7 protein-coding genes are annotated in these 15,137 nt (G+C 38.7%); 6 read left to right on the forward strand and 1 reads right to left on the reverse strand.

Going from position 1 to position 15,137, the window contains the following annotated elements:
- The first annotated feature begins 167 nt into the window (after nt 1-167).
- The 3 genes from PUND_RS07120 (at nt 168) to radD (ending at nt 8,217) form a co-directional block, all read left to right on the forward strand.
- Nucleotides 168-3,035: a TonB-dependent receptor domain-containing protein gene (locus PUND_RS07120; protein WP_010388230.1), complete on the forward strand. Its 2,868-nt coding sequence runs from the start codon at nt 168-170 to the stop codon at nt 3,033-3,035.
- A gap of 371 nt (nt 3,036-3,406) precedes the next feature.
- Nucleotides 3,407-6,298, forward strand: a complete 2,892-nt coding sequence (locus tag PUND_RS07125) for a TonB-dependent receptor plug domain-containing protein (RefSeq protein ID WP_010388231.1) — start codon at nt 3,407-3,409, stop codon at nt 6,296-6,298.
- A gap of 167 nt (nt 6,299-6,465) precedes the next feature.
- Complete coding sequence (gene radD / locus PUND_RS07130; protein WP_010388232.1) at nt 6,466-8,217, forward strand: DNA repair helicase RadD; 1,752 nt, start codon at nt 6,466-6,468, stop codon at nt 8,215-8,217.
- 36 nt (nt 8,218-8,253) lie between these two features.
- Here the strand turns inward: radD and PUND_RS07135 are convergent, their stop codons facing one another.
- Nucleotides 8,254-8,586: a ribonuclease E inhibitor RraB gene (locus tag PUND_RS07135; RefSeq protein ID WP_010388233.1), complete on the reverse strand. Its 333-nt coding sequence runs from the start codon at nt 8,584-8,586 to the stop codon at nt 8,254-8,256.
- A gap of 229 nt (nt 8,587-8,815) precedes the next feature.
- Here PUND_RS07135 and PUND_RS07140 point away from each other — a divergent pair, with 229 nt between their 5' ends.
- The 3 genes from PUND_RS07140 to PUND_RS07150 are packed head-to-tail and all read left to right on the forward strand — an operon-like array spanning nt 8,816 to nt 15,131.
- Entirely contained in the window at nt 8,816-10,540 is a 1,725-nt protein-coding gene (locus PUND_RS07140; RefSeq protein ID WP_010388234.1) for an autotransporter assembly complex protein TamA, read from the forward strand.
- The gene (gene tamB, locus PUND_RS07145; RefSeq protein ID WP_010388237.1) at nt 10,540-14,211 is read left to right on the forward strand and encodes an autotransporter assembly complex protein TamB; all 3,672 of its coding nucleotides are present in this window, start codon (nt 10,540-10,542) and stop codon (nt 14,209-14,211) included. The genes PUND_RS07140 and tamB overlap by 1 nt, the downstream gene beginning before the upstream one ends.
- A gap of 38 nt (nt 14,212-14,249) precedes the next feature.
- On the forward strand, nt 14,250-15,131 hold the full coding sequence (locus PUND_RS07150; RefSeq protein ID WP_010388239.1) for a peptidylprolyl isomerase: 882 nt from the start codon (nt 14,250-14,252) through the stop codon (nt 15,129-15,131).
- Nucleotides 15,132-15,137: the final 6 nt, after the last annotated feature.

The following is a 15,137-nucleotide window of genomic DNA, read 5'->3' on the forward strand; positions in this document are numbered from 1 at the left end:
TCGGTAAGTGTGTCTTATTTATTTCATCTGGTTTATTTATTGTTAATTATATGTTGACCGCTCCTCGTTGTAAGCATTATCATAAGGCTATGATCATCAAATTAACGCAACTTGTGTTGGTGATTTGTTAAATATAAAAAACATAATGGTATTCTAGGGAGAATCAAATGTTAAATAATAAAGTTTCAAAAGCAGTTCGCTTAGCGATTGCTTTTGGTGCAGTATCAACAGCTGCATTTTCTGCAAGCACAACAGCTGCAGAGGAAGGTCTTGAAAAAGTTGAACGTATTCAAGTTACAGGTTCTCGTATTAAGCGTACAGACCTAGAAACTTCTAGTCCAGTCACTGTAATGACTGCTGAAGAGATTAAATTAAGCGGTTTCACTCGTGTGGAAGATATCTTGAATCAGTTGCCACAAATTGAAGCTGCTGAAAGTTCATTTTTAGCCAATGGCGCCACAGGTACTGCGACTGTAGATCTACGTGGTTTAGGTTCAAATAGAACATTAGTACTAATTAACGGCCGAAGAATGCAAGCGGGTAGTATTACCTCTCAGGTTGCAGATATAAACCAAATCCCTTCATCGTTGATTAAGCGAGTAGATGTTCTTACTGGTGGTGCTGCGGCTATATATGGTGCTGATGCTGTTGCTGGTGTTGTTAACTTTGTGATGGACGACCAGTTTGAAGGTATTTCACTCAACGTAGGTACTTCAGGTTATCAACATAATAATGATAACAAATACATCCAAGGCTTGATGGATGAAAAAGACTTCAACTATGATACAGGTAGCACTGGTATCGATGGCAAATCTTACAGCATAGATTTCACTGTTGGTGGTGCATTTGATGGAAGCAAAGGCCATGCCGTTGGTTATGTAACTTACAACCGTCAAACTGAATTATTACAAGGCTCTCGAGATTACTCATCGTGTGCATTAGATAAAGCAGGTCAAGCTTGTGGTGGTTCTGGTACCACTCCAAATCCATTTTTCGATATCTACCCAGTAGTTGACGGCGAAGTTGATTACAAGCAAAACTTTTATGGATACTTAGATCCAAATGGTTCTGGGTTTAGAGAAGATGATGGTTATCGTTACAACTATGCCCCAGTTAATCACTTTTTAAGACCAAACGAACGTTTCACTCTGGGTACTTTTATCGATTATGAAATCAACGATACTTTTCGCCCTTATTTAGAATTCTCTTTTATGCATAACAGAACTGCAGGTCAAATTGCAGAATCTGGTACGTTCTATAATGATGAAATTTTATTTGACTACAATAACCCTTTATTGTCTGATACTCAAAAGCAACAGCTACAAGGTTTGTTTAACCAAGATGGAAGTGACCAGTTTGTTGCATACATTGGTAAACGTAACATTGAAGGTGGTCCACGTTCTGATAATCTAGAACATTCTTCATACAGAATTTTAACGGGTATGGAAGGTGAACTAAACGATAATTGGTCATATGATGTTAGTTATAATTATTCTGCAACGACGTCTAGCTCAGTATATAAAAATGATTTACTTGCACCAAAAATAGCTCCTCGTGTTGGTGCTGTAGATACTGAATGTGCTCAAGATGATGGTTGTTTATATTACAACGTATTTGAACTTGGTGGAGTAACACCTGAACAAGCAGCTCAACTTGCTGGTGTTGGTACTCAAACTGGTTTAGTTACTCAAGTTATATACAGTGGTTATGTTAGTGGTGAGTTCGATTGGACATTACCTACGGCTTCATTACCTGTAGGTGCGGTATTTGGTGTTGAACGTCGTGAACAAGACTATGAGCGTGTATCAGATACTGTTTATGAAGAAGGTCAATTATTAGGTCAGGGTGGTCCTTCACCAAGTCTATATGGCGTAATTGATGTAAACGAAGTTTATGGTGAGTTACAAATTCCAGTATTAGACAATTTAAATGTATCAACTGCAGCACGTTGGTCAGATTATTCAACAACTGGTTCGGACACAACCTACTCAATTGGTGTTGATTACACTCTTGCAGATACTTATAAGTTCAGAACTAGTTTTGCGAAGGTTGTGCGTGCTCCTAATATTGGTGAACTATTCGCAGCTCAAAGTCTTGGTTTGTGGAGTGGTGCAGATGGTTGTGCTGGTGATCCAGCAGCAGCAGATGCAGCTGACAGACCAACTTACTCTGCTAGTCAATGTGCCAATGCTAGTGTAAGTGCTGATCAATACGGTAACATTGGTGAATCACCTGCTGGACAATACAATGAGTTAGCTGGTGGTAATCCTGCGCTTCAACCAGAAGAGGGTGAAACGCTTACCATTGGTTTAGTAGCTTCTCCTTTTGAAAACTTTAACTTCTCTGTAGATTACTTCAAAATTGAGATTGAACAAGTTATAGGTGAAGTTGGTGCTGAGCGTATACTTAACAACTGTGCTGAAACTGGCGATGCATTTTTCTGTAACAACATTACTCGTAGCCCATCAGGAAGCCTTTGGTTAGGTCAAGCAGGTTTTGTAACTAACCTTAGCGATAACATTGGTGGTAGAACATGGGAAGGTATTGATGCTACAGCTGCATATTCAATGGATCTAGAAAATGCAACTTTGAAGTTTGACATCAACGGTTATTACAGCATGAAGAAAGAGGTTGAGCCTATCCTAGGTGATTCATCTTTAGCATATGACTGTGCTGGTAATATTAATTCAGACTGTTTTGCTTCACCAAAATGGCGTCATACTTCTAATATTAACTACATCCGTGACGATTGGCGTATAGGCGCTAAATGGCGCTATTACGGTGGTATCGATTATGATGGTGTTGATGATAAATCTTTAGTTGAAAATGGCGGGATTGGTTCTTATAGTTTCATCGATTTATCTGGTACTTACTCATACAATGAGCATGTTACATTTACAGGTGGTATTAATAATATCTTCGATAAAGAGCCTCCAATGGTGGGTAACACAATTGCTAGTAATGCAAATACTGTTGCTGGTTTTTATGATACCTTAGGCCGATTTGTACATGTTAGCTTTAACTTAAAGTTCTAACAAAATAGCTACAAAAATAAATGAAAGCCCATACTTGGTATGGGCTTTTTTTTTGAAAAATTTTAAAAATTGGCTAAAGAGCAGGGTGATTTTAATTTCTTGTTAATTAACTTCTAGAGAAAAAGATATTTATTAGTAATGATATTTTGCGGTTGTAGCTGTATTTGATTAGTTTAAAAATACGGTCTAATCATAAATGCTTGGTTTTTCTTGTGTGAATGTAAACTAAAGACTTAAATTTGGTTACTTTTGTTTTTATTGTTAATGCTGTGTTGACCTTTAACTTCATCTAGGATTATTATAGGAACTTAGCAAGTTTATAAACTTCTTGTTAAATAATAAAAATATAATAGTGTTCTAGGGAGAATCACATGTTAAACAATAAAGTTTCAAAAGCAGTTCGTTTAGCGATCGCTTTTGGTGCAGCATCTACAGCTGCTTTCTCAGCAAGTACATTTGCTGCAGAAGAAGAAAATGCAGAAAAAGTAGAAAGAATTGAGGTTACGGGTTCACGTATTAAGCGCTTCTCTGAAGTTTCTCCAACACCAGTTACAACTATAACAGGTGTTGAACTTACGAATGCCGGTATTACAAACGTAGCTGATCTATTACAGAAACTTCCATCTTCAGGTGTTGGCTCTGCCCCAACAACTACAACAAACACAATTTTTGGTGCAGGTATTAATACAACTGACTTGCGTCAATTAGGTGAAGGTCGTACCCTTGTTCTTGTTAATGGTCGTCGTTACGTAGGTGCATCGGTTGATAATCCAGCTGTTGACTTAAATGGTATTCCGACTGAAATGATTGAACGTATGGATATCGTTCACGGTGGTGCATCAGCAGCTTATGGTTCTGATGCCGTTGCTGGTGTTGTAAATATTATTTTGAAGAAGTCTCAAGATACTATCGATTTTAATTACAAAAAATCTATGCCTGAGCAAAATGGCGGTGGTTCTGAATTTTTCTCATTCACTTTTGGTGGTGAAGGCGAAAAAACTAGCTTCATTACAAGCTTATCTTACTCTGAAACAGAGCAATTAGAAGCACAAGATCGAGACTTCCTCAGAAACCCTATCAACACAATGCTAAACCCTGATAATGTTGATGATAAAGACGGTATTCCAGCAAGAACTTATGCTGAAAACCCTGGGCTTCAGACGTTAGGTATATATGATCGTGCTGGTGATGCATTTTTACCAGGTGGTCAATATGTTTTTGGGGACAATGGTGAGCTAATACCATTTGAGATTGGTGGAAAGACACAGCCCGCTCCAAATTCTCAACTTCGCTATTTTGGTGATGAGTTCTCAAATGGTTACAAATTTATTGAACACCAAGATTTGGCAACGCCACTTAACCGTTTCAATGTTTTTACAAACGTGGTAAATCAGTACCATGACGACCATTCAATGAATTTTGAGGTTTCATTCTCTAAAGCAAGTGCTTACGCAGAGAGTAGCCCAATATTTCTTGCTGAAAGTCTTCGTGCAGATAACGCATATTGGCACCCAGATGCTAAAGCCCAGTTTGCTGATGCAGGCTATGCTGATGATAGAAATATCACTGTATATAAGTTAGCTTCAGGCTTCGGTAATCGTACTTATGAAGATGATCGTACTTCATTTAATACAACTCTTTCATTCCAAGGTTTATTATTGGAAGAGTATGACTATGAAGTATATTTTAGCTATGGTCGTAATAAAAATGACACAACTTGGAATGGTGAGTTTTTAGAAGAAAACTTTAATAAAGCTATTGATGCTGTAATGGTAGATGGTGAAATTCGTTGTGCTAACAGAGACGCTGATGGAACCCTTCTTGGTGCACTAGATGGCTGTCAACCATTAAGCCTATTTGGCTTAAACGGTGCGTCGCAAGAGGCACTAGACTATGTAACAACATCAGCTTCAATTTCAAAAGTTAAACAGCAACAAGTAATTGGTGGTGTTATCTCTGGTTATGCTTTTGATATGCCTGCGGGTGGAGTTTCTTTTGCACTTAGTGCTGAGCATCGTAAAGAAACAGGTTCTAATGAGCCTGGTGCTGCTATGCAAAATAACCTAGTGTTTGGTAACTTTGTAAAAGCTTGGGATGGTGAATTTACAGTTGATGAAATCGGTATTGAAACTTCTATTCCTTTATTAGTGGATGCGCCGTTTGTTGACTCTCTAAGCTTAGAGCTTGCTGCACGTTACATGGATTATTCTTCAGTAGGTGATAATGTTGCTTGGAAAGTTGGTTTCAACTATGCAATGAACGATCAGCTTCGTTTCCGTGGTACAAAATCAAAATCAGTTCGTGCTCCATCATTATCTCAGTTATACGCTGCAGGTACTCAATCATTCGCTTCTTATGGCGACCCTTGTGATCAAACACGCATAGCAACGGCTAATGACTCTAAAAAAGCTAATTTAATTGCTAACTGTAAAGCTGCTGGTATCCCTAACCCAGGGATTCTTGACGGTGATTGGAGACCTTCACAGGATTGGCGTCAAGTTACACCGCCAAGTGTTAACTCGGGTAACCCTGAATTACAAGAAGAGACTTCAGATGATACTTTATTTGGTGTGATTTATACGCCAACAGAAAATATCACTTTGATTGCTGATTATTGGAGTTTTGATGTTGAAGACGCAATAAACTCGCTAGGTGCGCAGCGTGTAGTAAATGACTGTTATGAAGCTTCAAGCCTTGATAACAGCGCATGTGCTCTAGTTGACCGTGATCCTGCAACACTAGATATTACTCTTGTTCGTAACGGTCCATACAACTTAGCATCTTATGCGTTGAAAGGTGTTGATTTAGAGGGTAACTATAAGTATGAAACAGAGTTTGGTTTATTTGATGTTCGCTTACTTGCAAGTTACTTAGAACACAGAGAGTTCAATACTGATGTTTCAAGCGAAAGCTATGAAATGACACCGACAGTTGGTGAAGTTAGATACCCACGTTGGCAAGGTAATTTAACAATTGGCTACAGCTATGAAGACTTATATGTTGGTATGGTTGGTAAATACCGCCATGCTACTGTTCTTGATAGAGAGTGGACAATAGAAAATAATGATTATAACGATGTACCTTCTTATACTGAGTGGGATCTAAATGCACGTTATAACGTTAATGATATGGTTGAGTTACGTGCTGGTGTTGCTAACTTATTCGACGTTACACCACCAAGAAATCCTGGAACTTATGATGATGGTGAGTTCTTTGATGTGTATGGTCGTCGTATCAACATTGGATTAAACATCCGTTTCTAATATATTTAGATAATGAAAAGGGCTGATATTTATCAGCCCTTTTTTATTTTCTAAAAAATAATCAGGCAATCTATAATTTTTTATGTTCTCAAACATCATTAATGCGTCTTCGTAATGTAATAAACTTTTTGTTAGTATTACACTTATTAAATCTTCTGTATCCTTAAATGACCTACACCCTCAGACCCTACCAAAAAGAGGCGGTTGAACGCACCGTTTTACACTTTAGAAAAACTAACGCACCTGCTGTTATTGTGTTGCCTACGGGGGCGGGTAAAAGTTTAGTGATAGCTGAGCTTGCGCGTATTGCTAAACAAAAAATATTGGTATTGGCGCACGTAAAAGAATTAGTGGAGCAAAATGCTCAAAAATATAAAAGCTTTGGCTTGCAAGCGAGTATATTTTCCGCAGGACTCAAAGAGAAGTCGTTAACTCACCAAGTTACCTTTGCCAGTGTGCAGTCGTTATCGCGCAATCTAGATAAACTTAATGAGCACTACTCATTACTTATTATTGATGAGTGTCACAGAGTAAATGGCGAAAAGAAAAGCCAGTACGGAAAAGTTATTAATGCGCTTAAATTTCACAACCCTGAATTAAAAGTATTAGGTTTAACCGCGACGCCTTACCGACTAGGGTTAGGCTGGATTTATCAGCATCATTACCATGGCTTTGTGCGTGGCAATAAGGAAAGCCTATTCAAACGATGTATTTTTGAATTACCTTTGCGCTATATGATTAAAAATAACTACTTAACTCCCCCTAAAGAGGTTGATGCAGCGATTAGCCATTATGACTTTTCATCTTTAACTAGCAATGCATTTGGGCAGTATAGTAATGAGGATATGAATGCGCTGTTAAAAAAATCGACCCGTGCAACTCAAACAATTTTACAGCAAGTTATTCAATATAGTGAGAACCGCCATGGCGTGATGATATTTTCAGCTACGGTTATGCATGCACAAGAGGTAATGACTTATTTACCCGAGGATCAAAGTGCGCTGATCACCGGAGATACTCCCAATAGCGAACGCGATAAAATAATTAAACAATTCAAAGCTAAAAAATTAAAGTATTTAGTGAATATATCTGTTCTTACTACCGGATTTGATGCTCCCCATGTTGATTTTATAGCTATTTTACGCCCCACTGAGTCGGTAAGTTTATACCAGCAAATTGTCGGTAGAGGTTTAAGGTTGGCTGAGGGTAAAGATGATTGTTTAGTAATTGACTATGCGGGCAATGGCTTTGATTTATTTTACCCAGAGGTAGGTGATAAAAAAGGCGATAGTGATAATGAACCCGTACAAGTGCTGTGTCCCGGGTGTGGCTTTGCCAATATATTTTGGGGTAAAACAGACGCTGATGGCAAAGTAGTTGAGCACTTTGGTAGGCGTTGCCAAGGCTTATTAGAAGACGATAATGGGGTAAGCGAGCAATGCGATTATCGTTTTCGTTTTAAAGAGTGTGAGCAGTGCGGCGCACAAAATGATATTGCTGCTCGAAAATGTCATGACTGTGGTGCTGTGATGGCCGATCCTGATGATAAGCTTCGTAATGCGTTAAACCTTAAAGATGCATTAGTCCTTCGTTGTAGTGGCTTGAGTGTGACTAAACTTAAAGAGCAATTGTTAAAAGTTACTTATTTTGATGAAGACGGAGCCAGTTGTGATGAAGTTTTTGATTTAGCAAACAAAGGATCACAGTATTATTTTAATAAGCAATTTGGTAAGCGTGTAGGGCAGGGACAGTCACCAATTGAATTTATCAGTGCAGATCAAGTTATAAAAGCCCAGTTTGATTTAATACCACCGGATTTTGTGATTGCTCGAAAAAGTAAAAAGTATGGCTGGAAAGTAGCAGATAAACTTTTTGATTATAAAGGCAGCTTTAGAAAAGCAAACCAGCTAAGCCGATAGGCTAAGCTGGATATCTCATTCATCATGAAATTAGGGTTATACTTCTTCTGCGTCTAATCCCCAACCATCGCCATAACCATTTAAGCTATTAGCGATACTTTCAATATATTGTTCTGCTTGGCCTAAAAGTGCGTGCTCTGGAACCATTTGTACATGGGCAATTACTTCCCAAACACCGGTATCTTTACATTTCTCAACATCAGCAGTTTGCACTAATGCATCGTTTACAATCTCAGTTGCAAATTTTTCGGCATCAGCCTGTTGTTCAAATAAAATGTAAAAATCAATTTGTTGCATTTTACTTAAATCTACACCGGCGGCGGAAATTTCAGCAAGAAGCTGGCCATTATCATCATCAGGAAATTGCATTTAAAACTCATAAAATTAGTGTTTACTCATTAGCGCTATTGTAACCAAAATAAATCATTAAAGCGCAAGAATTTTTAGTTAAGCACACAGCGGTTTAAAAGATTCGCATAGAGCCAGCTAATATTTTAGACGCTGATAATGATTAAGTTAATGTTAGGCTCATTATCGCTATGCTATTATTGTGTCGTTAATTTGTTGTTTTTTATGGGTACATAGTAAGGATGATTACTTGTTCAATCAGTTTTTAAAATCCGTTATTTGTTTTTGCTTATTTTTGAGCTTTTTCGCTATTGCAGCTGACAATAAAATTGAAGATTATGAAATAAAAGGAATTAGTGGAGAGTTAGAAAACAACGTTGCTCTTTATTTAAAACCCTTAGTGGGTGAAAAACCAACGCGCTCACTGCGTCGTTACGCTAAATCGCAAGTTGAAGATAGCTTAAAGGCATTAGGTTATTACAGTTCAAATGTGACTATCGATTTTAATAAAGAGCATGAGCTTGTTGCGACTATTGAGCGCGGCTCCGCAACCCGTATTGAGACGCTTAATATTAGCGTTAACGGGGAAGCTAAACATGACCCATTAATTCAGCAAGTTATTGAAAGTTTAGAGTTAAAGCAAGGCGACATTTTAAATCATGGAATGTATAGCGCAGCCTATAAAAAAATTGAATCCGTTTTGTTGGAGCATGGTTACTTTGACGCAAAATGGCCTGCCCGAAAATTTGAAGTGTCATTAAAAAAACACAGCGCTATTATTACCTTTACCATTGAAAGTGGTGTGCGTTATCGCTTTGGTGATGTGTTAATTACCAATCAAAGCCCAGCAGAAAAATACATTCGCTCTTTAGCCCCGTTTGAAATGGGTGAGCACTATAAAGCATCTAAGATTGCTGACTACAACCTAGATTTATCGAGCACTCCTTATTTTACAAGCGTGCGTGTTTACGCTGATATTTCAGCTAGAAAAAACAGCCAAGTGCCTATTAAAGTGGACGTATTACATAAGCCCGCGAATAGCTACGAAATTGGTGGCGGGTTCAATACCGAATTGGGTCCAAAGGTACGGTTTAAGTGGAGTAAACCATGGATCACGGAGCAAGGACACTACCTAGAAAGCAATCTTAATATTGCAAAAAAACAACAAGATATTTCTATGGCGTATACCATCCCTGTTAATAATCCGAATGATGATTTATGGCGTTTATCAGCAGGCTATAAGCTCGAAGATGAATTAGCCGACAATATTTACAGTGAAATTTTAACCGCGCAGTTGCAAAGGCAATGGCTCACCGAGCAAAAATGGATAAGAACTGCATTTATCAGGCGCGAGCAAGAAACCTATCGGATTGGCGACGGGCTAGAACGCACCACAGAAATGTTATTACCAGGTGTCAGTTATGCCCGAAAGCAATCGAAGGGAGGTACCACCCCTTATTCGGGAGAGCAGTGGTCTATATCGGCAGAGTTTGGTCTCGATAGTGTACTCTCTAGTACCAATATTGTTAGGGTGCAATTACAGCATGCATGGTTGCGCACTTATCTTAATAAGCACCTTGTGTTTTTAAAAGCAAACTTAGGGGCCATGTTAGTTGACGATATTAACAATGTTCCATATTCATTAAGGTTTTATGCTGGTGGCGATCAAAGTGTGCGCGGCTTTGCTTATCAATCAATCTCACCAGAAAATGACAATGGGGATCGCATCGGCGGTAAATATTTAATCGCGACGACTGCTGAATATAATTACCAATTTGCCAAAAACTGGCGAGCAGCGTTGTTTGTTGATGGAGGGACGGCGACCAATGATTTTTCTGAGCAATTTGAAATAGGTGCAGGGTTTGGTTTTCGTTATTTAACGCCTATAGGACCAATAAGAATAGATCATGCGTGGGGACTCACTAAAGAAAGCAAAAGCACTCGTTTAAGTATTACCATAGGGCCGGAAATTTAATGTCTGTATTTAAAAAAGTCACTGCAGCACTTAGCACCTTAGTTGTTGCTGTATTAGTGACATTGTTTTGCGTTGTTTTTACAGCTCCAGGTAACCAGCTAATTGCTTATAGCGCCAATAAGTTAGTTGACGGCTTAAAAATTGAAATAAAAAGCGGGCGTTTTTTATATAATGATGCGTTTAATTTTCGCTTTGAGCGTGACGGTTTATTACTTGATGCTCAGCAGCTTAAACTAGATTTATTTTGGTGGCACTGTGATGGTATGTGTATTGATAACTTAAGTGCCCGGTCTATAAAACTAAACTTACCAGCATCGTCATCTAATTCTCCTGATACATCTAACGAACCGTTGGAACAAATCAGTTTGCCATTTAATATTGCACTTAAGCGTTTAGCGGTCAGTGAGTTTGTGTTAAATCACACAAGTGCAAACGTAGTTGTTAATAATATGGAGATTGCTGCAAAGGCACAAGGTGCTGATATTCAAATTAAAAACGTGAATATTCCGAGTGTTTTAATCGCGTTAAAAGAGCAGCCTGGAGAAAATACAGCCAGTTCTACCCCAATTACTGAGTTACCAGCATTACCTAATATCGCATTTATGTCGCCACTCAATATTTACCTAGAACAGTTTAATATTGCGCAGTTCACGGTGGAGCAGAATGCACAGCAAAATGTGGTAAATAATATTGCGCTACAAATGAAGCTAATAGGTTCTGAGATTAACGTTGCTTCATTGTCTGCAAATTATCAGCAGTGGCAGCTTAATACTGCACTTAACGCAAAGCTTAAAGGCCGCTTACCAATTAATGGCGATATCAGTCTAAAAGGGCATGGTTATGATGCCAATATGCAAATAGGCGGAGACTTAGAAAAGCTCAATGTAGATATAAAAAGCAGTGAATCATTTCCTTTTGAACTAGCTGCTACGGCTAATCTTAAACAACCAAATTATCCATTTAGTGTTAATGGCGATGTAGAGCAGTGGATTATCGAAACAGCAAGTAAAGAGTTAAAGATAACCGACGTAAAATTAACCGCACAAGGCAATGCTAACGATTATCAGTTATCGTTATTTGGTAATAGTCAGTTAGGTGCTTATCCAACTGTGAATATTAACAGTCAAATTAATGGCTCACTGAGCGAAGCAAACTTAAAAAAGTTAGCCCTTAAAGCGAATGAGAGCCAAGCTACTATCCAAGCGAATATCGACTGGCAAAATGGGGTTAGTGCTAACTTTAGCGGCGCGCTATCGAGTTTAAAAGCGCAATACCTCACTGACACACTTACCAGTGATATTTCAGGGCAGTTTAAAGGGGCATTTGTTACCAGTTTAAATAGCTGGCAATTAAGTATGGATGACACCCAATTAAGCGGGTTACTAAATGATGTACCGCTTAATTTTGCTGCTCAATTTAACTTAAATGATGAACTTAAAGCCACTGTAAATAAATTTAACCTTAGCAGCGGTACAAACAGGTTAACCTTAACAGGCGAAGTTGATCAGCAATGGCAGATTAATGGGGCTATTACGCTGCAAAGTAATGATGAGGCAAAGCTTCCGTTTATTGCTAACGGTAAAGCCGATTTAAGTATAAGAGGCGAGCGGTTGAAGCCTGCAGTTGATTTAGCGTTAAAGCTAGAGCAGTTTATTTATGACGAAATTAATATTAATAAGTTGGCGTTAAAAGCACAGTTAGACACCGCTACCGATTGGCAAACAGATATCAGCGTTAGTCTTGATTCAGCGCGTGTTATGAATCATCAAATTAATAAAGTGGAAATAGTCGGCAGTGGTGATAAAACCGATCATCAATTGAGTGCATCTATTGATGCTGATGCTGGGGCTGCCTCGTTTGAACTAAATGGCAAACTTGCTAACGCGATTTGGCAAGGTGAACTCAGTAATATTAGTGTAAGTGATAAAACGCTTAGCTTTGAAAATGCTAAAGATATAGCCGTAATTATAGATTCGAAAACGGGCGACTTTGATGTGAGTGCGCATTGTTGGCAATCGAGTAATAGTAAGTTATGTATTGATAGATTGAATCAAACCCGCGAATTAGGCCAGCTTAACGTAAAACTGGCCAATCTTGCATTGCGAGAGCTAAAACATTGGTTACCAGAGAATGTAATAACACGTGGTGATATAGCGGGAGACTTTGCTGCTAATTGGCAAGCAGGCACACTTAAAACTCTACGCGCTAATTTAAATTCATCAGGGCTTAACGCGGTACTTATTAACGAAGAAGATCGATTTAAGCTACCTATAGAAACGCTAAACATAAGCGCTTTTTCTGATGCTAAGGTTGGTCAAATAGAAGCTAACATAGAATCGAGTGTTTTGGGTAAAGTAACGACTAAAGTTAATATTGATGATATTCAAAATAAGCAAACGCTTAACGGTAATATTCAAATTGATAAAATTTTATTGTCTGATATACAGCCATTTTTAAATACGTTCGAGCAGCTTAATGGCGCCATTCGTGGGCAAGTTGCATTAGCAGGCACACTTAAAGACCCTTTGTTAGAGGGAAATTTAAACATAGAGAATATCAACCTAGAAGGTGAACAACTACCTGTCGCCCTTAAAAATTCCAGTATTAATGTGGCGTTTAATAAGTCCACCGCCACCATTGAGGGAGATTTAAATGACCCTCAAGGCGGACAGGTAAAATTAACGGGGAATGTTGATTGGCAAGGTGAACAACCAGCTGTAAATATGAATGTAGTCGGCAGTGAGTTTTTTGTAAGAGCGCAACAAGGCGTGGTGTTTAAGGTATCACCAGAGTTAAAAATAAGTTTAGCTGACAATGCACTTAAGCTGGCAGGTGATGTTGTAGTGCCTTATGGTCGAATAGAAATTGAAGAGCTGCCAGAGGGGGCTGTACAGGTTAGTGATGATGAAATAATTTTGGATCAAACTACGCAAAATACTAAAAAAGCCCCATTTAACTACGATATTGATTTAAAAGTAACGGTTAAAAATGATGTCAGAGTAGCCTCATTTGGACTTGAGTCTAAGGTAGTGGGTGATATGGATATAAAAATGAGTCAAGACTCACCCATCATTGCCATTGGTGAGCTCAATTTAATTGAAGGAACCTACTTGGCATTTGGTCAAGACTTAATAATTAGAACCGGGCAAATTGGTTTTAGTGGCGCAATAGATAAACCTCATTTAAATATTAAAGCCATTCGCAACCCAAATAATACCGCCGATGGTGTTATTGCAGGTGTTACTTTAACTGGCAGTGTTGAGCAGCCAAATTTAAAAGTATTTTCAGAGCCGGGCATGGACCAAGCACAAGCCCTAGCGTGTTTGCTGAATGGTCAACCATTAGGGGAGGGCGACAGTTCAACGGATGCAATGTTAACTCAATTACTACTTTCTCAAGGAGTGAGCCGAAGCGAAAGCTTAGTGTCTAAAGTCGGTGAATCGTTTGGCTTGTCAGATGTCAGTTTAAGTTCTAAAGGTAGTGGCGAGCAAACAAAGGTAGAAATATCAGGTTATTTAGCACCGAGTTTGCAGGTTAAATATAGCGTGGGGGTATTTGAGTCGCTCAGTGAAGTGGCAGTGCGTTATCAGCTAATGTCGAAGTTATATATAGAAATAACCAGTGGCCTGTATCAAAATGTCGACATACTGTATAAATTCAATTGGGATTAACCTTTATCTACCAATACCAATAATAAAAAGGAAAAGGTATGAAAAAATTCGTAATCACTCTTATAGCGTCGGCTTTGCTCGGCGGATGTGTCCAGCAAAGCACTTTGCCATCAACGCCAGTTAAAAGCCTAACCAGTAGTGAGATTATTGCTGCTACAACAGATGAGCAATGGCGATGGGTAGATCCTGAGAATATTTTAAAACTAACCCTACCTACCGGTGCTGCGTATATTGAGCTCAATCCAGCGCTTGCGCCAAAACACAGTGCCAATATTAAAAAATTGGCACGACAGGGCTTTTATCAGGGCACTCATATTTATCGTTTTGTGGAAGGGTTTGTTGCTCAAGGTGGTGATAGCACGGGTAAGAAGTTAACTAAAACCAAAAATAGCACAGTACCTGCCGAGTTTTATTTAACCACCAATAAGCCGCTTATGATCACTGAAATGGGTAGGGATGGTTATGCACCAATAACCGGGTTTTTAAATGGTTTTGCGGTGGCGCAAAATGAAACACGTGATCAAACATGGCAAATTCATTGCCATGGTGTATTTGCAATGGCGCGCGGCAACGATATTAATAGTGCCAGCACGGAATTTTTTGTCACCATAGGGCAAGGTCCACGTTATTTAGACAAAAATATCACCGTATTTGGGCGAGTACTTACAGGTATGGCACATTTTCATCAGCTAGCGCGCACACCTAAAGGTGGTAGCGAGTTTAATCCTATTACAGATTTACAAGTATTAGCCGACGTTAGCAGCGATAGCAGCCGATTTAAAGTAATGAAAACAGACTCAGATGCATTTAAACAGTTAATTTCAGCACGAGGTAGTCGTAGTGAGGAATGGTTTGCGTATAGCCATAATTACATTGATGTGTGTGGAATGCCAGTGCCAACTAAGCAACTTAACGATTAAAAAAAG

Origin of the sequence: Pseudoalteromonas undina (assembly GCF_000238275.3) — a bacterium.
GTDB classification, from domain to species: Bacteria; Pseudomonadota; Gammaproteobacteria; order Enterobacterales; family Alteromonadaceae; genus Pseudoalteromonas; species Pseudoalteromonas undina.